Annotated in this window: 15 protein-coding genes; 5 read left to right on the forward strand and 10 right to left on the reverse strand. The window is 73.2% G+C overall.

The annotated features are described in order from the left end of the window. Window positions 1-58: 58 nt before the first annotated feature. Complete coding sequence (locus tag AB0E14_RS20705) at window positions 59-1,240, forward strand: FUSC family protein (protein ID WP_362419762.1); 1,182 nt, start codon at window positions 59-61, stop codon at window positions 1,238-1,240. A gap of 21 nt (window positions 1,241-1,261) precedes the next feature. On the opposite strand, the gene AB0E14_RS20710 is transcribed toward AB0E14_RS20705, so the two are convergent. Then, window positions 1,262-2,869, reverse strand: coding sequence for a DUF4139 domain-containing protein (locus tag AB0E14_RS20710; RefSeq protein WP_362419765.1), 1,608 nt, complete (start codon window positions 2,867-2,869; stop codon window positions 1,262-1,264). Window positions 2,870-2,876: 7 nt separating this feature from the next. Beyond that, entirely contained in the window at window positions 2,877-4,967 is a 2,091-nt protein-coding gene (locus AB0E14_RS20715; protein ID WP_362419768.1) for a DUF4139 domain-containing protein, read from the reverse strand. Between the two features lie 133 nt (window positions 4,968-5,100). Here AB0E14_RS20715 and AB0E14_RS20720 point away from each other — a divergent pair, with 133 nt between their 5' ends. Continuing rightward, the gene (locus tag AB0E14_RS20720) at window positions 5,101-5,655 is read left to right on the forward strand and encodes an FABP family protein (protein WP_362419771.1); all 555 of its coding nucleotides are present in this window, start codon (window positions 5,101-5,103) and stop codon (window positions 5,653-5,655) included. Here AB0E14_RS20720 and AB0E14_RS20725 read toward each other — a convergent pair. From AB0E14_RS20725 to AB0E14_RS20735, 3 genes are all read right to left on the reverse strand, one after another. Then, the gene (locus tag AB0E14_RS20725) at window positions 5,645-6,856 is read right to left on the reverse strand and encodes a cysteine desulfurase-like protein (RefSeq protein ID WP_362419774.1); all 1,212 of its coding nucleotides are present in this window, start codon (window positions 6,854-6,856) and stop codon (window positions 5,645-5,647) included. The two genes, AB0E14_RS20720 and AB0E14_RS20725, sit on opposite strands and share 11 nt — an antisense overlap. Window positions 6,857-7,030: 174 nt before the next feature. Next, window positions 7,031-8,596 carry a M28 family peptidase gene (locus AB0E14_RS20730; protein WP_362419778.1) on the reverse strand — a complete coding sequence of 522 codons (1,566 nt, stop codon included), beginning with the start codon at window positions 8,594-8,596 and terminating at the stop codon, window positions 7,031-7,033. 206 nt (window positions 8,597-8,802) lie between these two features. Beyond that, window positions 8,803-9,438, reverse strand: coding sequence for a MerR family transcriptional regulator (locus AB0E14_RS20735; protein WP_362419781.1), 636 nt, complete (start codon window positions 9,436-9,438; stop codon window positions 8,803-8,805). A 718-nt stretch (window positions 9,439-10,156) separates the two neighbouring features. On the opposite strand from AB0E14_RS20735, the gene AB0E14_RS20740 reads away from it, so the two are divergent. The 3 genes from AB0E14_RS20740 (at window position 10,157) to AB0E14_RS20750 (ending at window position 14,454) form a co-directional block, all read left to right on the forward strand. Then, entirely contained in the window at window positions 10,157-11,176 is a 1,020-nt protein-coding gene (locus tag AB0E14_RS20740) for an ATP-binding protein (RefSeq protein WP_362419784.1), read from the forward strand. Next, window positions 11,160-11,915, forward strand: coding sequence for a response regulator transcription factor (locus AB0E14_RS20745; RefSeq protein ID WP_362419787.1), 756 nt, complete (start codon window positions 11,160-11,162; stop codon window positions 11,913-11,915). Before AB0E14_RS20740 ends, AB0E14_RS20745 begins: the two co-directional genes overlap by 17 nt. Before the next feature lie 439 nt (window positions 11,916-12,354). Then, window positions 12,355-14,454 (forward strand): BTAD domain-containing putative transcriptional regulator, encoded by a 2,100-nt coding sequence (locus AB0E14_RS20750; protein ID WP_362419790.1) that lies wholly within the window; start codon window positions 12,355-12,357, stop codon window positions 14,452-14,454. Here AB0E14_RS20750 and AB0E14_RS20755 read toward each other — a convergent pair. The 5 genes from AB0E14_RS20755 to AB0E14_RS20775 form a co-directional block, all read right to left on the reverse strand. Beyond that, the gene (locus AB0E14_RS20755) at window positions 14,441-15,760 is read right to left on the reverse strand and encodes an MFS transporter (protein WP_362419793.1); all 1,320 of its coding nucleotides are present in this window, start codon (window positions 15,758-15,760) and stop codon (window positions 14,441-14,443) included. The two genes, AB0E14_RS20750 and AB0E14_RS20755, sit on opposite strands and share 14 nt — an antisense overlap. Further along, window positions 15,757-16,572 (reverse strand): alpha/beta fold hydrolase, encoded by an 816-nt coding sequence (locus tag AB0E14_RS20760; RefSeq protein WP_362419796.1) that lies wholly within the window; start codon window positions 16,570-16,572, stop codon window positions 15,757-15,759. Before AB0E14_RS20760 ends, AB0E14_RS20755 begins: the two co-directional genes overlap by 4 nt. Window positions 16,573-16,577: 5 nt before the next feature. Further along, window positions 16,578-18,923 carry a non-ribosomal peptide synthetase gene (locus tag AB0E14_RS20765; protein ID WP_362419799.1) on the reverse strand — a complete coding sequence of 782 codons (2,346 nt, stop codon included), beginning with the start codon at window positions 18,921-18,923 and terminating at the stop codon, window positions 16,578-16,580. A gap of 131 nt (window positions 18,924-19,054) precedes the next feature. Further along, window positions 19,055-20,500 (reverse strand): serine hydroxymethyltransferase, encoded by a 1,446-nt coding sequence (locus tag AB0E14_RS20770; protein ID WP_362419802.1) that lies wholly within the window; start codon window positions 20,498-20,500, stop codon window positions 19,055-19,057. Further along, entirely contained in the window at window positions 20,493-23,666 is a 3,174-nt protein-coding gene (locus AB0E14_RS20775; RefSeq protein WP_362419806.1) for an amino acid adenylation domain-containing protein, read from the reverse strand. The genes AB0E14_RS20770 and AB0E14_RS20775 overlap by 8 nt, the downstream gene beginning before the upstream one ends. Window positions 23,667-23,842: the final 176 nt, after the last annotated feature.

Below are 23,842 nucleotides of genomic sequence, written 5' to 3' on the forward strand. Positions count from 1 at the left end.
GCCGTGATCACGCTGCGCGCGGGGGAGGAGTGGACAGAGGATGCGCGCTTCCTCCTAGTTGAGGCCGCCCAACACGGGCACGGCGACGCCCGACGTACGGGGGCGCAGCGCCGGGGCCGTACCGCCGCTCGGACGGTTCTGGTACGCGACCATGCGGGCGCCCCAATTGTGGTGGCGGCGGCTGATCGGCAACACGGGCTCCCGGTCCGTCTTCTTCCAGAACGCGGTCCGGATCAGCCTGGCCCTGGCGGCCGCCCGGGTCGTCGCCGGCCTGGATACCCTCCCGCACGGGTTCTGGGCCATGCTCGCCACGCTGAGCCTGACCCGGACCACCCTGGACGCGACACGGACCAGCATCCGGCAGGCGCTGACCGGGACGCTCATCGGGGCGCTGTGCACCGCCGGGATCCTCGCCCTGGTCGGCACGGACACCACGGTCTACGCGGCCGTCCTCGTACCGCTGCTGCTGATCACGTTCACCGTGGGGCCGGTGAAGGGCATCGGCTGGGCCCAGGCGTTCTTCGCGATCGTGGTCTCCCTGGTCTTCGCGCAACTGGCGCCCGCGACATGGGAGCTGGCGGAGGTCCGGCTGCTCGACGTCCTCATCGGCAGCACCGTCGGTGCCGTGTTCGGCCTGCTGGCCTGGCCGCGCGGCGCACACCGGGAGGTACGGCAGTCCAGCGCCGCGCTGCTCCGGTCGGCCGCAGAGACCGTCGTGGCCACGGCCTCGACGATCGCGGCGGGCGGCGTGCGCGACCCGGCCGACCCGCTTCGCCACGCCTCACTGCGCCGCACCCTCGTCCTTGCCGAGTCGGCCTACGCCCAGTTCCAGGCCGAACCCCGGGTGCGGGCGCCCGTGGACCAGGCGCGGCCCACCGACTGGCAGGCCGTCCTGCTGACCGGGCACCACGCGCTCTGGGGCGCCGACCGGCTGCTCGTCCCACCGCCCGATCCCCGCGGCGGGACGCCCGGGCCCGTCTCCGTACCGCCGCTCGATCCGGCGGCGGCCGCCGCGCTGACCCGGCTCGGCGACCGGGTCGCGGGCCGGATGCTGCTGCTCGCCACCCGGCTGGAGTCGCCCGACGAGGCCCCCGACGCGCCGGACGCCGCGCCCGCGCCGTCCCCACCCGTAGGGGCCCCGGGCCGCTACTACGCGGCGGAGACCTGGCTCGACGCCCTCCTCACCGACCTGGGCCGGATCACGGACGCCGCCGGCGCGGGCCCTCGCGGAACCCCGTGACCCGCGACCGGAACGAACCGCTCAGATCCCCTTCACCTTCGCGCTCGCCGAGAGCTCGTAGACCAGGGTGACCGTACGGCGGCCGCCGGGGCCGAGCGGGACGTCCCAGCGGGCGATGCCGTCCGCGTCGACCGTGTCCGGAGCCGGGGAGCAGGCGTCCTTCCGCAGTTGGACCTCCACCGCCGACACCTCGGAGACCGGGATCCGCTCCCGCACGACGACCACCCGCTCGCCCTGCTCGCCGGGTGCGGAGAACCGCGACAGGTGCAGCCGGACCGTGCGCGTCACCACGGTCCGCTGGGTGAGCCCCGTGGTGTCGCGGGACTCCTCGGTCTCCCGGACCACCCTGTGGTCGTCGCGGCTGCCGAACGCCAGCTCGACGGGGGCGCCGGGGGCGGTGAAGTCCAGGGTGCCGCGCCCCGTGAAGCCGCCGCCGCGGACCAGGTCCACCGGCCCGGCGAGCAGCGCGTGCCCGGAGCCGTTGTCGAACCGCACCACCTGGGTGACCAGCGGGGACAGCTCCGGAGAGCAGGCGTACTCATGGCGCGGGGCGGTCGTGAACGAGGAGAGCGGCAGGCGGTGGGCCCGACCGTCACCGGCCACCGTGACCGGCGCGGGAGCCCGCAGCACCCGCGTCTCGCCGCCGTCGTCCACTCCTGGCAGACCGAGCACCGGGGCCGGTCCGAGCGTCGCGATCTCCTCCTCGCGCAGCTCGACGTCGACCGCGCGCCGTTCCGCCGCCGAACGGTCCTTGAGGGTCAGCCGGTCCTCGCCCAGGCGCGGCGGATCGGTCGCGAGCGCCGAGCGGGCCGTCGACAGGGTGAGTCGTACGTCCGACCAGTCCTCCCCGGTGCGCTGCCACACGATCGCGTCGGTCTCCAGCGTCAGCGCGTCGCCGTCGAGCACCGCACGGTACGCGGGCCGCCACAGCGCGCAGGGCGTGAGATGGCTCAGACGTACGCCGACCGGCCCCGCCGCGTCCGTCTCCAGCGTCAGCTCGACATGGCCGACGAGCTCGACGGGTTCGTCGTCGGCGAGGTCCATCGCCCGTGCGACAGAGCCGAGTTCCACGCTGATCTCGGCCAACCGGACCTCGGCGGTACGGAGTTCCTCGCCGCAGGAGTCCCGGTCGCCGTCCACCCGGTCCAGCTCGCGGGCCCAGCGGTCCCGTTCGCTCTCTCCGAAGCCCGCGCCCTCGGCGATCTCCCGCAGCAGATCCGCGGCGAGGCGGCCGAGCAGGTCGAGGCGGGTGCGGAGCCGGTCGCGCCGGCGTGCCAGGCCTACCCGTTCCTCTTCGAGGGCGTGCGCGCGCCGGCGCAGCGGCGAGTCGTCGTCGGTGGGCGGCTGCGGGCCGCGCGGGGTCCAGGCGCGGACCAGCCGTACATCGAGCACGGTCGCTCCATGATCGGCCGTCAGCTCGGCGTGCAGGGTCCGGTCGACGGCGAGCGCGCCGACCGGACCGAGCCGCAGACGGTGGACACCGGCGGACAGGTCGAGCACGGTGGCGCGTTCGACCAGGGCGCGGTCCTCGAGGCAGGTGACCGCGGTGACGGGCAGGGCCGTCGGCTCCGGGGTCGTGGACGCCGGATCCGTGGACCGCGGGGCAGGGGAGATCGGGGCCGTGGACATGGGTGCGTCAGCTCCTGCGGTTTCCGCCGACCAGGGCCTTGCCGGTCGGGATGCGGATCTCGTAGCCGCCTTCGAGGGCGGCGGTGGCCCCGGCGGGCAGGTCGAGCCGCCACACCCGGGTGCCCGGCGCGTGGCGGTCGGGCCCGGAGTCGGCTTCGGGCGTCGTCCAGTCGGCGCGCTCCTCGACCCGGACGTCAGGCTCGGAGGTGACCGGGACACGCTCGCGCACCTCCACGGTGACCGGCCGCGCGAGCGCGTTGGCCAGCTCCACGTGGACGCGGGTGTCGAGCACCGTGGTGGTGTTGCGCAGACCCGCGGTCGACTCGCGCAGCTGGGTGCGGCGGGTCACCCGGATGCCCTCGGCGGGACCGAGACCGACCCGCCGCACACCGCCGGGGGCGAGCGTCGGCAGCGCGGTGGTGAGGAGGAAGTCGTCGTCGACGGTGACCTCGACAGGGCCGGCCAGGAGAGCCTGGTCGGTGGCGTTGGAGAGCACGAGCGTCGCGTACACGGTCTGCTGCACGGACGGCACGGCGAGGTACTCGGTGCGCAGACCGACCGGGATCTCCCCGATGGTGACGGTGTGCCAGGTGCCGTCCGAGGGAATGTCGGCGCGGGCGGCGGCGTCGAACCGGTGGTCGAACGAGCCCGCCGACTCCCGGGGCCGCACCGCGTGCCCGGGAAGCGGCAGCGAGGCCACCGCCTCGGCGCGGCGGCGGTGCTCGACGGCCACCGGATCGAATCCGGAGTCGGGGAACAGCCGGCCCCGGCGCCCGCCCGGCTCCTCGGGTCCGCTCAGCACGAGGGCGGCGTAGTCGAGTTCGTCGCCGCTCGGCTGCGGCGGCCCTACGGGCAACCGCATCGGCGGGGCCGAGCGCTCCGCGCCCGCCAGGTCGTCCATGTCCTCCGCGCGCGACACGGCCCGCGCACCGGTACGTGCCCTCGCGCCCGGACGCCCCCCGGGCTCCTGCGGCCTGTACGGCTGCGCCGGCGCCGGCATCGGGGCGCCGTACGAGGCGCTCGGCGGCGGAACGGCGCCGGGCGTCGGGAGGGCCCCCGTGGGTGCGCCGAAGCCCTGCGGTGCGGGCGGTGGCGGTGGCGGCGGTACGGGAGTGGGCGGCGCGCCGCCCGCCGCGACGGCCACGGCCCCGGCGACACGGGAGGATTCAGGGGCGGGCCCGGCCGCGTCGAAACCGGTGAACAGGTCGGCGAGGCCGGCGGGGGGCTCGCGCCAGCCGGACGGCGCGGGGGCGGCCTGACGGCGCCCGATCCGGACCGAGCGGAGCCGCGGCAGATCGGTACGGCGCCGCAGATCGGCGGTGGCCAGGGCGAGCCGTACGCCCGTCCAGTCCTCACCGGTCCGCTGGGCCACCGACGCGCGCAGCACCAGGCGGCCGCTGCCGTCTCCCTGACGGTGCGTGAGCCGGTACGTCGGCACCCAGACCGCGCCCGGCACCCCGTACTCCACCTCGACCTCCACCTCGCCCTCGGCCGTGCCGTCGAGCGTCAGGAGCGCGCCGACCGTGGTCTGCACGTGCTGCTGCGGGGCGTCGGTGGAGGCGCGGGCCTCCCGGTCGTAGGCGACGTCGAGAGCGTGCTCGGCCTCGCGCACCGCCTGCTCCAGCTCGGCGAGGCGAGCGTGCAGCCCCGCCAGCCGCTCGTCGACGAAGTCGGCCAGCTCCAGCCACGCCTCGACCGGGGTGCGACGGTGCTGCGGGTCGTCCCGCTTGCGGGCGGGGGGCACCGGCCGGAGCGCCGTGACCTCCGCGATCAGGCCGAGCTGCCGGTCCCGGCGGGCCTCGGCCCGCGTGCGCGCCTCCCGCAACCGCTCGACCTCACGCCGCACGTCGTCGGGGATCCCCGCGCCGACGGGCTCCGCCTCGATCTCGACACGCGCCTCCGTGACGCGCACCCCGGGCGCGCCGAGGACCCGGGCCCGCAGCGAACCGGGGTCGAGCGAACGGGGCAGTCCCGTCACGAGCACCCGCCCGTCGGGCGGCACGCTGCCCCGGGCCAGGCGCAGACAGAGAGCCCCCTGCGCGTACATCACGACCGAATCGAGGGCCGAACCCCACCGCAGCGCCGTTCCCGCCTTCATGCTCCCCCGTCCCCCGAACCGTCCATGCCGAGCGAAGCCTATGCCGAGGGAGGCGCCGCGTCCCCCCTTAGTGCCCGCCGGACAGACCCTAAGCTGCCATCCGGTACCCGGACTCGACCCAGGAGCACACCTCATGCACGACCCCGCCCAGCCGCCCCCGTTTCCCGACGCCCGGCACCCGGACGTCTCACCCGCCCCCCACCCGCTGCTCGCACCGGTGGTCGGGCTGCTCGGGACCTGGGTGGGCGGGGGCCGGGGCGGATACCCGAGCCTCGAGGAGGAGTTCAGCTACGCGCAGCAGGTGACCTTCAGCCATGACGGGCGGCCCTTCCTCCAGTTCGAGGCGCGCGCCTGGCTGCTCGACGCCGCCGGTGAACCGCTGCGGCCCTCGGCCCGGGAGACCGGCTGGTGGCGGCTCCAGCCGGACGGCCGGGTGGAGGCGCTGATCACCCAGCCGACCGGCATCGCGGAGATCCTCGTCGGCGGCGCCGACGCGGGCACCGTCGAACTCTCCAGCCACCAGGTGGCGCTCACCCCCACGGCGAAGGAAGTGCGCGCCACCCGCCGCCGCTACACCCTGACGGCCGAGGGTTCCCTCGAATTCACCCACGACCTCGCGGCCGTCGGCCGACCCCTGCAACACCACCTCTCCGCCCGGCTGGTGCGGGCGGGCGACGTCACGTCGTAGGCCGCAGGAAGTCGGCGAGCCCTTCGAGCAGCCGGTCCACCTCGTCGGCGGTGTTGTAGGGGGCGAGGCCGACCCGGAGGGCCGGGCCCTCCAGCTTCAGGGCGGTGAAGGGCTCGTACGCGTAGAACTGGCCCGCCGTGGCCAGGACCGAGCGGGCGGCCAGGTGGATCTGCGCCTCGCGGGGGTCCCGGCCTTCGAGGGTCATCAGCAGGGTCGGGGTGCGGTCCTGGGCCTTCGAGTGCAGGGTCACTGCGTCGCCGAGGCCGCGTATCCCCTCCTCGAGCCGCGTGCGCAGGGCCAGTTCGTGCGCGTGCAGCGAGCCGAGGGAGGAGGTCAGGCGCTCGCGGCGCGAGGTGCCCGCGCCCGGGTCCACCGCCGCGAGGAAGTCCACCGCCGCCCGCGCGCCCGCGAGGATCTCGTACGGCAGGGTGCCGAACTCGAAGCGCTCCGGAACCGTGTCGGGGGACGGCAGGAGCTTGTCCGGGCGGAGGCTCTCCAGGACTTCGGGAGCACCGGTGAGCACGGCGCAGTGCGGGCCGAGGAACTTGTACGGCGAGCAGACGAACAGGTCCGCCCCCAGCGCCGGAACGTCCACCAGGTGGTGGGCGGCGTAGTGCACCCCGTCCACGTACAGCAGCGCGCCGACCTCGTGCGCCCGGTCCGCGATCCGGCGCAGCGGCGGCTTGGTGCCCAGGACGTTCGAGGCCGCCGTGACGGCGACGAGCCGCGTACGGGGCGACAGGACGCGTTCGTACGACTCCAGGTCGAGCTCGGCGGTCTCCGGCTCGATCTCGATCCAGCGGACCGTCGCTCCCGCGTGCTCCGCCGCCTGCACCCAGGGGCGGACGTTGCAGTCGTGGTCGAGACGGCTGACGACGATCTCGTCGCCCGCGCCCCAGCCCCGTGCGAGCACGCGGGCCGTGTCGTAGGTCAGTTGGGTGGCGCTGCGCCCGTGGACGATCGCGTCCGCGGGCATGTTCAGGAGGTCGGCGTAGGCGGCGCGGAACTCCGTCACGGAGCGCTCGGCGTTCAGCTCGGAGGGGCTGATCGTGCCGCGGTTGGAGAGGGGGCCGGTCAGCGTCTCGGCGATGGCCTCGCCGACGGGGCGGGGGGTCTGTGTGCCGCCCGGACCGTCGAAGAAGGCGAGTCCGTGGTCGAGGGAGGGGAAGTGGGCTCGGAGTGCGGTGACGTCGATGGCCATGGCCTCGGCTTTCTGTCGGGAGGTCGAGGGGCTGGTGCGGGCCGTGCTCCGTGCGAAGGCTGAGAGGGAGGGACGACGGACTGGAGGGGCGAGGTGAAGCCGGGCAGGCCGGTCCCCGGTGCCGGTCGTCGCGAGCGAGGACCGGCACCGGGGAGGCGGACGTGTGCCGGGCTCCTACTCGGTCACGCCGTAGGCGTGTCCCTGGCGCGGCGTGGCCGCTGCCGCGGTGGCGCCGGTGTCCGCGTGCGCCGCGCCCGCCGGCTGCCGCAGGGAGCCGAGGTCGTGCGCGTAGGTGCCGACCGCGTTGGCGATGACGTCGATGTGCGTCTCGAACGCCGTCAGGCTGATGTTCCTGACCGTGTCGCCCGCCCCGTGGTAGTTCGGGTCGAACGCCACCCCGGCGGTGCCGCCGAACTTCTCCGCCTCGGCGGCCGTCTTGAGCGCCTCGGCGCCCGCGAACGTGCCGCCGGAGGGTATGCCCGCGTCGATGAACGGGCCGTAGTCGAAGCGGGCGACGAACGGGGTGCCCGCGTGCGGCAGACCCCGCTTGCCGAGGAACGCGGCGATGTCCTGTTCCAGCCGGTCCGAACCGGCCGGTGCGGTCTGCCCGTTGGCGCGGTCGGAGTTGTCGCCGTCGTAGACGAAGAGGCCGTGGTTGGTGGAGGCGATCAGCTCGAAGTTGAGGTAGAGCTTGATCTCCTGCTTGTCGAGCGGGGTGAGGTCCGCGACGTAGTGGTGCGAGCCGACCAGTCCGCTCTCGGCGGCCGACCACCAGGCGAACCGCACCTTGTTGCGGGGGCTCTTCTCCTTCTTGGCCAGCTTGAGGGCGACGTCGAGGAGCGCGGCCGAACCGGAGCCGTTGTCGTTGATGCCGGGGCCCGTGACGACCGAGTCGAGCGAGGCGCCGAGCATCACCGTCTCGGCCGCGTTGCCGTGCTTGGTCTCGGCGATCACGTTGTTGGTGGAACGCTTCTCCTGGAGCTGGCGGATCTCGAAGGAGAGGTTCACCGGGCCCTGGGCGAGGTCGGCGGCGAGCTTCTCGCCGGCGGCCTTGCTGATCCCGGCGGTGGGGATCCTGGCGGCGGACGGGTCGCCCAGGGTGCCCGAGAGCGGGCCGTACCCGGCGTCGATGTTGTTGTAGATGAGGGCGCCGATCGCGCCCGCGGCGGCGGCCTGCTGCTGCTTGACGGCGAAGGCGCAGCCGCCGCGCTTGACCAGCGCGATCTTCCCGGCGTAGGCGCCGCTCGCGTAGTCGCCGGGCTCGCAGCCGGTGGTGCCGTCGGCGTCGACGGGGACGGCGGCCACGTCGGCCCGTACCCCGCCGACCGGCGTCGACTTCGTGTACGTGAGGGCCTTGGTCTCGATGTCGTACGGGACCGGTGTGACGGTGGAGAGCTTCTCGGCGAGCGTCTGCGTGTAGATGAACTCGAAACGCTGGTACGAGACGTTGTACCCGGCCTTCTTGAGCTCCTTGTAGACGTAGGCGGCCGAGGCGTCGTGGCCGAGGGAACCGGCCACGCGGTGGCCGCCGGCCGAGTCGGCGATGGCCTGGAACTTCTCCAGGTGCCGTAAGGCGTCCGGCGCGGACGCCTCCCGGACGAGCGCCTGGGCGAGCTTGGCGGCGTCCTTGCCCGGCCGGTCCTGCTGCGAGGAGGCGGGGGAGGCGGCGACCAGCAGGAGCGGGGTCGCGAGAGCGGCTGCGGCCAGGGTGGCCACGGCTCTGCGAGGTGATGCGTTCACAGAGGTCCTTCCCGATGCGAACGAGGTTGAGGGGAAGCTAGCGATCTCTGGGGGGTTCTGTGAACAGATGTGCCACAACTCACGGCAATTCACGCACAGTTGTAGACATTATGTGGAGGGTGGGTGGCGGAGGCTCGGCGTCCGCACTGGTGTGCGTAAGGAGCCGTGCGCCGGCGTGCCGGCCGCCGGCCTCGCGGTCGGCCGGCTCAGTCCGCGTGGGGTGTCGCGTGGTCCGTCCGGCTTCCGGCCGTGGAGAGGAAATGCTCGTGGGCGAGTCGGCGCATCGCGGACAGGGCGACGTCGCCCAGCGCGGTGACCGTCACGAGCCGCGTCGCGGCGCTTTCCGGGTCCTCCTGTTCGCTGAGGATTTGCATCTCCAGCCGGGCAATCCGCTCCAGGTTCTCGGCATACGCCGGAAACAGCCGCGGAATGTCCTGGTGATCGAGCGACTTGCAGGCGATGGCCACCTGGCAGAGCGTCTGCCAGGCCGGGTTGTCCGGGCCCACCTGCCAGCCCCAGCCCCGGATCAGGCCGGACACCCTGGCCTGAGCCCAGTCCCACTCCTGGTCGGGCGAGGCGGCGCCGGGTGTCGGTAAGGCGTGCTGGGTGAGGCGGAGGAGCTCGTTCGCCGGTGGTCGTTCCTCCTCCACGTGCCGGACGAGCCGCCGCACCTCCGCATGGGAAAGCCCGCCGACATTCAGGAGCGCCTTTACCAGTGCAACCCTGCGCACATGGGATTCGTCATATTCCGGCAGAGTCGGCAGGAGATCCAGGTCCTGATACGAACGCAGGGTGTGAACGGGGACTTTGGTACGGCGACTCAGGGCGGCGAGCTGCGACACAATCCACCGGCTTTCGGGAAGGAGTTGGCGCGGACGTGGGTGGGGGCCGGAAATCGAATTCGAGGCCGCGGTGACCCTATGGTGCGAGAATGCGGCGACACAAGGCATGGTCGGTCGGAGTCGAGGGGATTTGGCTCAAAGGGGGAGTGGTGGGTGTCTCTCCGGTGGTCGGTCTCTCTATACAGGCCTCGCGGCGTGGCGCCCGCCTGGCCTGCGGGAGTTCCCCTGCTCGGCCGGAAAAGGCCGTTCAGCGGTAAACCGAAATCCGGCCAGGACATGGGGCGAGTCCGCGATCTTCCGCCCCTCCGCAGCCTTCCCGCCGTGGTGTTCGGCGGGCGTTCGCCCTGCCCTCGGCTCTCGTTGGGCGCCCCTTGGTGCCGGCGGGAAGTGGATATGCCGGGCGTTCGTGGCCGTCCGAACTCTTTCGTCGGATTTGTGTCCGGTCAATGGGGTCAGGAGGGCTGGATTCCGTAGGCGGGACACTTGACGTCCTTTAGGCGGTACGGCATGATCATGACGATCTCCGGCATTTCTCTCCGTTTTGCACCGTCTGCGGACGGCGGAGCGGTGGAGGGGGACGGGTAAAGGGGAGGGGGAGGCGTTGTCCGACACGACGGCGCGGGGAATGTCAGGTCGTACCCCGTGTGTCGAGGACGACGGGCTGTTCGCGGAATTAATCGCCTGTGAGCCCGAGTTGCTCGACGCCTATCGAAGCAGGTTGATCGATCAACACAATCCGCTGGGGACCCATGCGGAATCCTGGGAATCATGCCGTGACCAGGCGCGCAGAATACTGTCGGAATGCCGCGGCGCGTCGGGGGGCGCGGCCGGGGCGTCCGGCGAGGAACGGCGCCAGGACCCGGCGGCCGGGGCACGGATCGCACGGGGAGTCGTCCCCCTCCACGCCGTACGGGCGGGGACCCTGCTGGTCCAGCTCGTGGCCGAGTTCCTGGAGCGGCCCCGGACAGCCGGGCCGCGCGGCGATCGGGACGCCCGGACGCGGTTCCTGGCCCGGGTCCACGCCGCCGTCGCCCGCTGCCTGGAGGAGGCCGCCGACGGATACGACCTCCACCTGCTCGACGTCGTACGGGACTCCACCCGGGCGAGCCGCGACGCGATGGCGCGGGAGATCCACGACCGCGTCGGCAGCGCGGCCGGCCTGGCGCTGCGCCAACTCGAACTCTACGAACTCACCCAGCACGTCTCGTCGGTGCAGGACCCCCGGCTCGACGCCCTCAAGCAGGCGATACTGGAGACGATGTACAGCACCCGGGACATCGTGACCGAGCTGCGCACGGGAGCACACTCCGCCGGCTCCCTGGGCGTGGCGCTCTCCGCCTTCGTCACCGCCATGGCGATCGACCGGCCCGTCGTCGAGATCCGGGTCGAGGACGTCGACGACCCGCTGCCGGACACCGTCGGCGAACAGCTCTTCCTGGTCCTGCGCGAAGCCCTGCGCAACGCCCTGGCCCACGCGCAGGCCTCCCGCGTCACCGTCGAGGTGCGCGGCGACACGGGCGGGGACGCGGGCGACGACGTACGACGATTACGGGCCTCCGTCAGCGACGACGGTGTCGGTCTGGCTCCGGAGCGGGAGTTCGGCAACGGCCTCGCCTCCGTGGCGGAACGGATCCGGCTGCTCGGCGGCGCCATGGAGATCCGGAGCGCTCCAGGACACGGCACGACCCTCGCGTTCTCGGTGCCGATGGGGGAGGAGTGGCATGCGGACGCCCGATGACCAGGGGACACCGCGACCGGGCGAGCCGATCCGCATCGTCGCGGTCGACGACCACTCGCTCCTGCGCGACGCCCTCTGCCAGCTGCTGAACGTGGAGGACGACCTGCGCGTCGTCGCCGAGGCCGACACCTCGGCCGGTCTCGGCGACCTGGTGGCGAGCACCCGGGCGCACGTCGTCCTGCTCGACGTCGAGATGCCCGGACACCACGCACCCACCGTGGTCGGCGAGTTGACGGCGCGCTTCCCGCGGCTGCGGGTGCTGATGCTGTCGATGCACGACCACCTCCCGCTGGTGCAGGAGCTGCTGGCCCGCGGCGCGCACGGCTACCTCCACAAGAGCGCCCCGCGTGCCTCGCTGCTCTCCGCCATCCGGGGCGTCACGGCCCACGATCCGAAGGTCATGATCGTGCTGCCCTGCAGCGCCACGCCCAGCGCCGCCTTCAGCCCCGCCGGGCACCCCCTCTCGCCGCGCGAACGCGAGGTCCTCACGCATGTCGCCGGCGCGTTGAGCAACCGACAGATCGCGAACGAACTGGGCATCACGGAGGCCACCGTGAAACGGCACCTGAGGAACATCTTCGAGAAACTCGGCGCGGCCTCGCGCATCGGGGCCGTGAACAAGGCGGTGGAGGCCCGGCTGATCGACCCGGCGGCCATGGCCAAGCAGGCCGCGCCACGCCGGCCGCCGGTCCGACGCCCCGCGCCCTTCGCGGAGTTGGCGTTCCGCCGCGTCGTCTGACCCGGCTGTCCGGGCGGCACGCCCTACACCTTTCGGAGCATGCCCGATGCTCCCTGAAGAGCCTGGTGTCACTCAGGTGACCGGATTAGATTCGCGGCCATGCCGCCAGTGACGCCTTGCGAGACTCACAGGAACCGCGAAAGCGACCGCGACCGACGGTCCGCGAGCGGGACGACCGGGTACCTCCCGGGGCGTACGGCTGCTTCGTCCTGTTGTCACCGCATCGGCCGGCAGGCCCCGTGCCGGAGCCACTCGGGCACCGCCTGAGACTTCGGCGGGGATTCCGCCCGACGCCGGGCCCGCCGTGGGCGGACACACCGGCTCTTCATGAACGCGCGACGCGTGGCGCAACTCGCCGCCTTCGCGAAGCCCGGGGCCCGAACGGCCATCACCGGGGACCGGCATGAACAGCACGCGACCCTGAGGGGTGAACGGGATCATGACCTGCACGGGGGCATCTCTTCGCATCCAGCTCCTGGGACCGATACGCGCCTGGCGGCACGGTGAGGAGGTCGCGCTCGGCTCGCCGAAACAACGCGCGGTCCTCAGCCTGCTCGCCAGCCGCGCGGGCGAGGTGGTGAGCGGGGATGCCATCACCAGCGCCCTGTGGGGCAGCGAGACCCCGCAGTCGGCCGCCAACGGCGTCCACACCTACGTCGCCCGGCTGCGCCGCGCCCTGGAGCCGGGACGCGGCAGCAGGGTCGCCAGCACGGTGCTGTCCTCCGAACCCGGGGGCTACTGCCTGCGGCTCGACCCGGCCGACGTGGACGCCAGCCTGTTCGTCGAGCGCCACGGCCACGCCCGCAGGTCCCGCGAGGGCGGCAGCGCGGAGACGACGTTACGGCTCTACGAGGACGCCCTCGCGCTCTGGCGCGGCGAGGCGTACGCGGGAGTCCCGGGGCCGTTCGCCGCCACCGAGGGCGTCCGCCTGCGCGACCTGCGGCTGACCGCCGTCGAGGAGTGGGCCGCCGTGATGCTGGCGACCGGCGGATGCGCGGAAGCGGTCGACACCCTGTCCCGCGCGGCCGTCGAGGAGCCCCTGCGCGAGAAGGTCCGCCTGCTGCTGATGCTGGCGCTCTACCACGCGGGCCGCCAGGCCCACGCGCTCGCCGTGTACACCGAGACCCGGCAGCTGCTCCGCCGCGAGCTGGGCATCGAACCCGGCGCCGAACTGCAGGACCTCCACCGCTGGATCCTCGCCGGGCAGCGGGAGTTACGGCTCCCCGGCGGGAGCATCACCCCGGCGGGCCGGCCGGGACTCGGCGCCGTCGCCGTTCCCGTACCGGCCCAGCTCCCGCCGGTGGCACGCGGATTCACCGGGCGCGAGACCGAACTCGCGTACCTGGAGAGCCTGCTCGACGACGAGACGGCCCAGCGGAGCACCCCGGTCCTCGTCGTCGACGGCCCCGCGGGCGTCGGCAAGTCGGCCCTCGTGCTCGAACTGGCCCACCGGATCGCCCACCGCTTCCCGGACGGCCAGCTCTACGTGGACCTCTGCGGCAACGGGCTGCGCGGGAGACCCCTGAGCGCGTCGGACGCCCTCCTGCACCTGCTCACCAGCCTCGGCGCCGACAGCAACCGGATCCCGCGCGACCCGGCCGGACGCGCCACGCTCTTCCGCAGCCTGCTGTACGGCCGCAAGATGCTGGTGGTCCTCGACGACGCCCTCAGCGTGGACCAGCTGCGGCCCCTGTTACCCCGCGGCGCGTCCTGCGTCGTGGCCACGAGCCGGCAGCGCTTCGCCGGCCTCGCAGCCCGGGACGGGGCGCGCACGCTCACCGTACGCCCGCTGGCCGTCGACGAGGCGGCCCAGCTGCTCACCACCCTGTCGGGCGGACGCCTCACCGGCCGGCCGGAGCCCGCCAGGCGGCTCGCGGCCCTCTGCGGCGGCCTTCCGCTCGCCCTGCGCATCACCGCCGAAGGGCTGCTCGCCAACCCCGACGTCCCGCTCCGGACGCTGGTCGAGCAGTACACGGCGGAGAGCGGGCGCCTCGACCGGCTCACCGTCGGCGACGACGCCCTCGCCAGCGTCCGCGACGCCTTCGAGACCTCGTACCAGTCGCTGCCGCCGGACGCGGCCCGGATGTTCCGCTTCCTCGGCCTGCGCAAGGACGCGCCGATCACGGTCGCCGTCGCCGCGCGGCTCGCCGACACCGACCACGCCACCGCCCGGCACCTCCTCGACCTGCTGGTCGCCCACCACGTCCTGGAGGAGCACGGGCCCCTGTTCCGGCTCCACGACCTCCTCGGGATCTACGCGGCGGAGTGCGCCGAGCGCGAGCCCATGCTCAGCAGGCGGGCGGCGCTGGCCCGGATGGCCCAGGCGCCACCGCACCGCAACCCCGGCGGGACGCCCGCGCCCCAGCACCCGCAGCGGGCGGCAGCCGACCCGTACCCCGACGCCGCCCCCGAGCCCGCGGCACCCAAGGACCCGGGCGAGGCGTACGCGGGCGTCCTGCGCAGGGCCGCCGTGCTGCGGCGGGCCGCGTACCGCCAGTGGGAGGACCCCGCGCGGACCACCGACCTCACCGCGCTGTGAACGCGGCGTCCTCAGGGCCGGTCGGCATCTCCCGCAGCCGGCCCACCGGGGACAGGAAGATCGGCACCAGCATCGCGGCCGACAGCAGGCCCGCGATCCACAGCGCGCCGTGCAGCCCCGCCAGCACCGCGAACAGGCCGCCGACCGGACCGCCCAGCGCCCCGCCGCCGTACAGCAGCATCCGCATCGCGGCCGTCATCCGGCCCATCAGATGCTGCGGGGTGATGGTCTGACGCAGGCTCACGATGAGCACGTTCGAGACGCTGGCGCCCACGTACTCGATGAAGAAGGAGGCGACGAAGAGCCCCACGAGCAGCCAGCGCGGACCGCCGGCCACCGGGATGAGCAGCGGCCCGAGGAAGATGACCGAGACCGAGAGCCGGTACGCGGTGCCCACCGAGAGCCGGCGCACCACCGCGCCCGACACCAGCGCGCCGAGCAGCCCGCCCACCGCCGCCGCGCCCATCACGAAACCGACCGCGGCGGCCGACAGGTCCTGCTCCCGCACGGCGTACAGCAGGAACAGCGACTGCACCATCGTGAGCAGGAAGTTGCAGGCACAGCCGACCAGACCCATCGCCCGCAGCCAGCGGTTGCCGAACACCCAGCGCAGCCCCTCGGCCAGCTCGGCGCGCAGCCGCCGCTTCTCCTTCGGGACCTCCGGGGCCGGCTCGGGCGTCCTGATGAGCAGCAGCGACAGCACCGACAGGGCGTACGAGAACGCGTTCGCGGTCATCGCGAACGGCGCCGAGAACGCGCTCACCAGCGTGCCCGCCAGACCCGGACCGGCGATGTCCGCCGAGGAGTACGTGGCGTTCAGCTTGGTGTTGGCCTCCAGCAGGCTGCGCCGGTCCTTCACGAGCACCGGGACGTACGACATCCAGCTGACGTCGAAGAGGACCGTCGCGATCCCGATCCCGAGCGCCAGCGCGTACAGCGCCGGAAGCGTCAGCAGGTCCAGTTCGTACAGGATCGGGACCAGGCCGATGAGCACCATCCGCACCAGGTTGGCGCCGAGCATCACCGGCCGCTTCCGCCGCCGGTCCACCCAGACGCCGAAGAGCAGGGCGAGCGCGAGGAAGGGCACCAGCTGGGCGAAGCGGAGCATGCCCAGTTCGCCCGCGCCCACGTCGAAGACGAGGACGGCGGTCAGCGGCAGGGCGAGATGGGTGATCTGGGTGCCGTAGAGGGAGAGCGCCTCGCCCACCCAGAACACCATGAAGTCCCTGTCCCGCCAGAGCGACCGAGGGGGGCCCTCCGCCTCGGCCGGGGAGGCCGAGGCGGTGGACGTGCCGTGCTCCGTCATGCGCCCGTCGCCTCTCGTAGGCCCGCCCCGACGATGCCGGTGATGGCGTCGAGCCCCGGGCCCTGCCACACCGAGTGGTGGTCGCCCGGCGCGGTGTGCACGGTGAGCCGCTCGACGTACGGCTCCCAGTCCAGCAGGCCGTCCACCGAGTCCTCGGCCTTGATCAGGATCGCGGTGCCCGGGAGCACGCCGTCGAGGCGGTGCCGGCGCAGGGCCAGGACGCCGGTGCGGAAGAGGGCGTACCGCTCCAGCAGGAACTCGGCGTCGAACTCCTCGGGCACGGCGCCGTGCTGCTCCGCCGCCGCGAAGATCACGGCCGGCTCCGCCCCCGGCGGGACGTCCACCAGCGCCTTGTCGATGCCCGGCGCCCGCTCCCGGGTCACGCCGAGGAAGTCGTACAGGAAGTGCCGGGCCAACTGGTCGTCCGGCAGCACCGCCTGGGTCCCGGGCAGCGCCGCGTCGACGATGACGAGCAGCGGGACCTCCTCGCCCCGGGCGGCGAGCAGCCGTGCCATCTCGTAGGCGACGACCCCTCCCAGCGACCAGCCGAGCAGCTGGTACGGGCCGTGCGGGCGCTCGGCCAGCAGCGCGGCCGTGTGCAGTTCGGCCAGCTCCGCGATGGACGAGGCGGGCTCGGAGACCCCGTCGAAGCCCGGGGCCTCGAAGCCGAACACCGGTCGCCCGGCCGGGAGTCGGTGCGCCATCGCCGAGTAGCAGTACGGCGAACCGGAGACCGGATGGACGCAGTGGAGCGGGGTCAGGCCACCCTCGTCCCGGAGCGGGACGAGGCTGCCGCCGGAGGTTGCTGTCACGGTGCCTACGCTCCGTTCGAAGGGGGAGAGAGCCGCTCGTCGATGACGGCGGCGATGCCGCTGACGGTGGTGCCGCCGTACAGCAGACGGACATTCACCCGGATCCCGAAGTGCTTGTTCAACCGGGTGACGGCCCGCATGGCCTGAAGTGAGTTGCCGCCGACCGCGAAGAAGCCGCTGTCCGCGCCGATCCGGGCGGCGCCGAGCACGTTCGCGAAGATCCCGGCCACCGTCCTCTCGGTCTCCGTGGCCGGCGGGGTGTACGGGACCTGCGTCTCGCCGACGGGCTCGGGCGGTTCGGGCAGGGCCTTGCGGTCCACCTTCCCGTTGGGCGTCAGGGGCAGCTCGGGCAGGACGAGGACGGTGCCCGGCACCATGAAACCGGGCAGCGACCGGGACGCGTGCGCGCCGACCTCCGCCAGGTCCACGCTCCGGCCCGCCTCGGGGACCAGGTAGGCCACGAGCCGCCGGTCGCCCGCGCCGTCCGGCGGCGCCGTGACCACCGCCTCCCGGACGTTCTCGTGGGCGCGGAACACGGCCTCGATCTCGCCCAGTTCGATCCGCAGACCGTGCAGCTTGACCTGGAAGTCCGCCCGGCCCAGCAGCTCGATCAGCCCGTCGGGACCGTAACGGGCCACATCGCCGGTCCGGTAGAGCCGCTCGTCCGCCACCTCGCCGTGCGACCAGGTGAAGAACCGCTCCGCCGTCTGCTCCGGCCGGCCGAGATACTCCCGGGCGAGCCCGATGCCCGCCAGATGGAGCTCCCCGGGCACACCGGGCGGCACGGGCTGCAGGGCCTCGTCGAGGATGTACGTGCGCTGGTTCGCCATCGGACGCCCGTACGGGATGCTCGTCCAGCGCGCGTCCGACTTCACGACCTCGTAGATCGTGGAGTGGATCGAGGACTCGGTGGCCCCGCCGAGCGCGACGAAACGCAGCGCGGGGGCCACCGACCGGGTGCGGTCAGGGAGCGACACGGGGATCCAGTCGCCGCCGAGCAGCGCGAGCCGCAGCTCCGGCAGCGGCTCCGCCCCGGTGGATTCGAGGTGCTCGACGACCATGTCAAGGAGCGCTGGCGCCGAGTTCCAGACGGTGACCCGGTGCGCGGCGAGCAACTCGGCCCAGTGCTCCGGGTCCTTGGCACGCTCCGGCTCGGTCAGGACCACCGTGCCCCCGGCGGTCGTCAGACCGAGGAACTCGTACACCGACATGTCGAAGCTCGGCGACGAGAGGGCGAGGACCCGGTCGCCCGGCCCCACGCCGAAACGGGAGTTGAGGTCCGCGATGTTGTTCATCACCCCGCGGTGGCGCAGCGCGATCGGCTTGGGAGCGCCGGTGGAGCCCGAGGTGTGGATGATGTACGCGAGATCGTCGGGCGTCGCGCCGCCCTCGGGACGGTGCGCCGGGTACGCGGCGAGGAGCGCCTCGTCCCGGTCGAGGAGCAGCACGGGGGCGGCGTCCTCGTCGTCCGCCGCCGGGAGGCTCCCGGCCGGGCCGCTACGGCTGACCACCACCGCGCAGGACGTGCCGGCCACCATGGTGGCGAGGCGCTGCCTCGGGTAGTCCGGGTCGAGCGGCACATAGGCCCCGCCCGCCTTCAGCACGCCCAGGACGGCGACCAGGAGCTCGGCGGACCGGTCGAGACAGATGCCGACCCGCCCGTCAGGACCGACCCCGAGCTCCCGCAGCCGGTGGGCGAGCCGGTTCGCCGCCTCGTCGACCTCGCGGTACGTCCACGTCCGCCCGGGCCCGATCAGGGCAGGGGCGTCGGGCGCCCCGGCGGCGCGCTGCTCGAACGCGGTGTGCAGGCACACCGCGTGCGGCAGCTCCGTCGCGGTGTCGTTCCAGTCGACGAGCATCCGGCGCAGTTCCTCGTCCGGCAGCAGCCGAAGCCGCGCCACCGGCCGCTCCGGGTCACCCAGCCCGTCCTCCAGCAGCGCGACGTAGGAGGCGAGGAACCGGAGCACCGTCTCCCGGTCGAACAGCTCGGGCGCGTACCGCAGCTCCGCGCCCGGCAGGCCGTCGTCGGCCGCGCCCGGCGGATGCAGCACCAGCTCGAACTCGTCCTGGCCCGGGCCGCTTTCGGCCGGATCTCGCCGGTCGGCCGCGAAGCCGTCGTCCGGGACGCCCGCCGCGAGCGCGGCCAGGGTCTCCGACCCGGTGACGGTCCGCCGCAGGCGGACCGGACCACCGGAGGCCGTCCGCACGGCGAGGCCGAAGTCGGACTGGCCGCTCCACCGGTGGACCAGCGCCGCGAAGCCGGCGAGCAGCACCTCCTCCGGGGCGGTACGGGCCGAGGGCCCGAGCCGCACCCGGGCGGAGGCGGTGCGCTCCGGCGTGGCCCCGGACATGCGCGGCCGGTCGGCCGGCAAAAGAGCGGGCGGCGCGGACGCACGTCCGGGCGCCGGAGCCGGCGCCGCCGCGGGCGACGGCGAGGGGGCCGTGTCGGGATCGGGGGATGCCACGGGGGCGGGGTTCCGGCTCAAGACCTCTCACCTGGCTCGCGGTCGGCGGCGCCGGCCGGCGGGAGGCCGGCGCCGAAGGGCAGGGGATGGGTGCGGCACAGGGCGGCCACCTCGGCCTTGACCCGGTCCCGGACCGAGGGGTCCGTCTCGAACTCGGTGTCGCTCAGCACGGTCGTCGCACCGAGCACCTCGTCGAGCAGCCGGGCGCAGGTCCGCATCTCGTCCGGCCCCATGCCCCGCTGGGCCAGCACGTTCGTGCCGAGCCGCAGCCCGCTCGCGACCAGCGGGGCCTTGGTGTCCTTGGGGATGCGGTTGCGGTTGGTGAGGATCCCGCACTCCTCCAGGGCACGTTCCGCGACCACCCCGGTGATGCCCCGGTCGAAGATGTCGAGCAGCACCATGTGGTTCTCGGTACCGCCGGTCAGGACCCGGTAGCCGTACTCGTCCAGGGCGTCGGCGAGCGCCGCCGCGTCGTCCCGGACCAGCCGCATCGTCTCCCGGAACGCCGGCTCCGTGACGAGCTTCAGCGCGTGCGCCTTGGCCGCGATCGACGCCGGACTCGGCGTCCCCTGCGACTGCGGGAAGACCGCCCGCTGCATCAGCCGGGCCAGCGGGGTGCGCCTGTTGTCGGGACCGGGCGTGCGGTGCTCCGCGCCGATGAGGATCAGCCCCCCGCGCGGCCCGCCCAGCTGCTTGTACGTACTCGTCGTGGTGACGTGCGCCAGGTCGATCGGGCTGGGGTGCTCCCCGGCCGCGACCAGACCCGCGATGTGCGAGATGTCCGCGACCAGATACGCCCCGACGGAGTCCGCGATCGCCCGGAACCGGGCGAAGTCCAGGGTCCGCGGATAGGCGCTGGCCCCCGCGATGAGCACCTGGGGACGGTGGGCGAGCGCCAGCTCGGCCACCTGCTCGTAGTCGATGAACCCCTTGTAGTCCAGGCCGTAGTGGACGGCCCGGTAGTGGTGGCCAGTCACCGAGGCGGCCGAACCGTGCGTGAGATGGCCGCCCGAATCCAGGTCGAGGGCGAGCAGGGCGCCGCCCGGCGGCAGCAGCGCCGCCAGGACGGCCTGGTTCGCCGACGAGCACGAGTGCGGCTGCACATTGGCGTACTGGGCGCCGAAGGCCTGCCGGGCCCGCGACACGGCCAGCCGCTCCACACCGTCGAACCGCGCGGCGCCGGGGTGGTAGCGGGCCCCCGGGTAGCCCTCCGCCGTCACGTTCGACAGGGCGGCCCCGCCGGTGGCCAGCACCGCCGGGTTCGCGGCGCTGGCCGAGGCCACCATGGCCAGGGTCATGGCCTGCTCCTCCACCTCGCGGTCGAGGAGCAGGGCCAGCTCGGGGTCGGAGCCGGTGAGCAGCTCCGCCCCCTGACGCAGCAGCAGATCCTGCGCGGAACCGGGGCGGGCGGCCCCCACCGGCGGGCGCGGGGGCGGGAGGGCCGCCCCAGGGGCCTCACGCACGCGCACCCGCCTTGGCCTCCACCAGCGCGTCGATGGCCCCGGCGACCGTGGCGACCGACGCACCGCCGTACAGCAGACGGACGTTGACCTTCACACCGAAGTGCTTGTTGAGCCGGCTCACCACCCGCATCGCCTGCAGCGAGTTGCCGCCCAGCTCGAAGAAGTTGCCCTCGGCGCTGACCTGCTGCGCCGAGAGGACGGCACCGAACACCTCGGCCACCTTCTCCTCCGTCGCGGTGACCGGGGCGACGAAGCTCGCCGTACCGTCGCCCGAACCGGACACCGGGGCGGGCAGCTTGGCCCGGTCGATCTTGCGCGCCGGGGTCAGCGGGAACTCGGTCAGCTCCACCCAGGCCGTCGGCACCATGTACTCCGGCATCGTGCTGCCCAGGTGCTCACGGAGCTCGTTCACCGTCGGCGCGGTGTCGCCCAGGACCGTGTAGTACCCGACGAGCTGCTTCTCACCGAAGTCCTCGCGCAGCAGGACCAGCGCCATCCGGACCTTCGGGTGCGTCAGCAGACCGGACTCGATCTCCCCGAGCTCGATCCGCAGACCGCGCAGCTTCACCTGGTTGTCGAGCCGCCCGATGAAGTCGATCTGCAGATCACGGGTCCAGCGCACCAGGTCACCGGTGCGGTACACCCGGCCCTCGCCCAGGAACGGGTCGGGCACGAACTTCTCGTCCGTCAGCTCCGGCAGGTTGAGGTAGCCGCGCGCCAGACCCTCGTCCCCGCCGATCAGCAGCTCGCCCGGGACACCGACCGGCACCAGGTTGAACTCCTTGTCGACCACGTAGTGGAGGCGGCTGAACTCGGGCCTGCCGATCGGCGGGGAGGACAGCCACTCCTTGTGCTCGCAGAGGTACTCGGTCGTCGCGATCGACGCCTCGGTCGGGCCGTAGAGGTTCACGAACTTCCGGCCCGGCAGGTTCCACTTGTTGACCAGCTCGGCCGGCAGCGCCTCCGCGCCGCCCATGATGTACTTCAGATCCGGGTAGGGGCCCGCCTCCACCACGGAGAGGATCGCCGGCGAAAGGCCCGCGTACGTCACCCGCTGGTCGCGCATCAGACCGCCGAGCGCCTCGGGCGACGAGGCGTCCTCCGGCGCCACCAGGACCAGGGCCGAGCCGCTGATCAGACCGGCGAAGATCTCGCCCTGCGACATGTCGAAGGTCAGCGCCGGCAGCTGCAGCAGCCGGTCCTCGTGGGTCCACTCCCCGAAGGTGCGGCGGTACGCCTCGACGAACATGCGCAGACCGCGCTGCTCGATCATCACGCCCTTCGGGCGGCCGGTCGAGCCCGACGTGTAGAGGACGTAGACGAGCGAGGTCGGCTCGGCCCACTCCTCCAGCGGCTCCTCGTCCGGCAGCGCCTCGATGGCCGCCCAGTCCGCGTCGATCCGGACGCTCTCCCAGCCGCACGAGTCCGGCAGGTCGCCGAGCGAGCCCTCCCGCGTGATCACCAGCGGGCTCTTGGTGTCCCGCAGCATGTGGTCGAGGCGGGCGTTCGGGTGCGAGGGGTCGATGATCGTGTACGCCGCGCCCGAGACCATGACACCCAGGATCGCCACCAGCGCGTCCAGGTCACGGTCCATCGCGATGGCGACGACCTCCTCCTGCCGCACACCCCGGGACCTGATGTACCGGGCGAGCTTGCCGGCCCGCCGCATCAGCTCCCCGTACGTCATCTCCACGCCCCGGCAGACCAGCGCGACCAGCTCCGGGTTCTCCTTCGCGATCCGGGCGATCGTCGCGTGCACCGGCTCCGTCGGGTAGTCGAAGTCCCCGCCGCGCCCCACGTCGAGCAGCTCGCGGCGCTCCTCCGCGGAGAGCAGCGGCAGCGCCGCGACCGGGGTCTCGGGGGCGTCGGCGGCCGCGTCGAGCACGGTCCGGAAGTGGCCGATCATGGCCTCGACGCGCCAGCGGTCGTACAGATCGGTGGCGAACTCGACGATCAGCCGCAGCCGTTCGGCGCCCTCGACGAAGCTGAAGGAGAGGTCGAAGCGGGAGCGGGAGGTCGCCAGGGTGATCGACTCGGACGTGAGGCCCGAGAGCTCCAGGGCGTCACCGGTGGCCGCCTCGCCCAGGAGCTGGCAGGCGATCTGGAAGAGCGGGTTGCGCCCGGCGTCCCGGGTCGTCTGCACCCGGTCCACGACGTGGTCGAACGGCACGTCCTGGTTGTCGTACATGTCGAGGTTGGCGTCGGCGATGCGCTCCAGGAGCTCGGCGAAGGTGACCCCGCCCGACAGGTCGCAGCGCAGCACCGTCATGTTGATGAACAGGCCGACGACGTCCTCGAGTTCGGGGTCCGTGCGGCCCAGCATCGGCACCCCGAGGGCGATGTCGTCCTGCCCGCTGTAGCGGCTCAGGACCACGTTCAGCGCCGCCGCCACCACCATGTACAGGGACGCGCCCTGCTCATGGGCCAACGTCCGTGCCTTCGCGAGGAGTTCGGCCGGGAAGTCGACCACGAAGGTCTCGCCGTTCTGCGTGGGCTCGGCCGGGCGGAGCCGGTCGGCGGGCAGTTCGAGCGCTTCGAGGCCGGAGAGCCGCTCCTCCCAGAACTTCAGCTCCTCCTCCCAGACCCCGTCGGCCCGCTGCTTGCGCTGCCGCTTGATGTGGTCGTGGTAGCCGATCTGCAGCTCGGGCAGCGAAGGCTCCCGGCCGGCGGCGAGGTCCGCGTACGCCTGCGAGATCTCACGGCTGACCACGCCGCCGGACCAGCCGTCGGTGATGATGTGGTGGAAGCTCAGGCCGAGGACGTGGTGGTCGGGCGCGAGGCGGAACAGCTGGAACCGGGAGATCGGCCCCGCGGCCAGGTCGAACGGCGTGTCCGCCTCGACCTGCAGCTCGCGCAGGAGAGTCGCCTCGGCCTCCTCGGGAGCCAGGCCGGACAGGTCCCGCAGGGGCAGCGGCCGGTGCTCGGCCGGCGAGACCACCTGGTACGGCACGCCGTCCGCCGCGTGGAAGGTCACCCGGAGCTGCTCGTGCCGCTCCACCAGCACGTTGAGCGCCCCTTCGAGGGCGGCGGTGTCGAGCGGACCGCGCAGCCGGTACGCGATCGGGACGTTGTACGTGGTCTCCCCGGGGCTCATCTGGTCCAGGAACCACAACTGCTCCTGTCCGAAGGACAGTTGGATACGAGACTCGGCGGTGTGGTCGCTCATCGTCACAGAACTCCGTTTCGGGCATGGCAGGGCATGAAGTGGCAGGGCATGGCGGGGCAGGGCAGGGCAGGGTGAAGCGAGGGGCCGGGGAAGCGGGGACGGCGGCACGGCAGGGCGCGGCGGGGCGGCGCGGGCCGCGGGCGGCGCTTCGTCCTGGGGTGGCACGGAAGAGGTAT

The organism is Streptomyces sp. NPDC047981, assembly GCF_040653315.1.
In the GTDB taxonomy this organism is placed as follows: domain Bacteria; phylum Actinomycetota; class Actinomycetes; order Streptomycetales; family Streptomycetaceae; genus Streptomyces.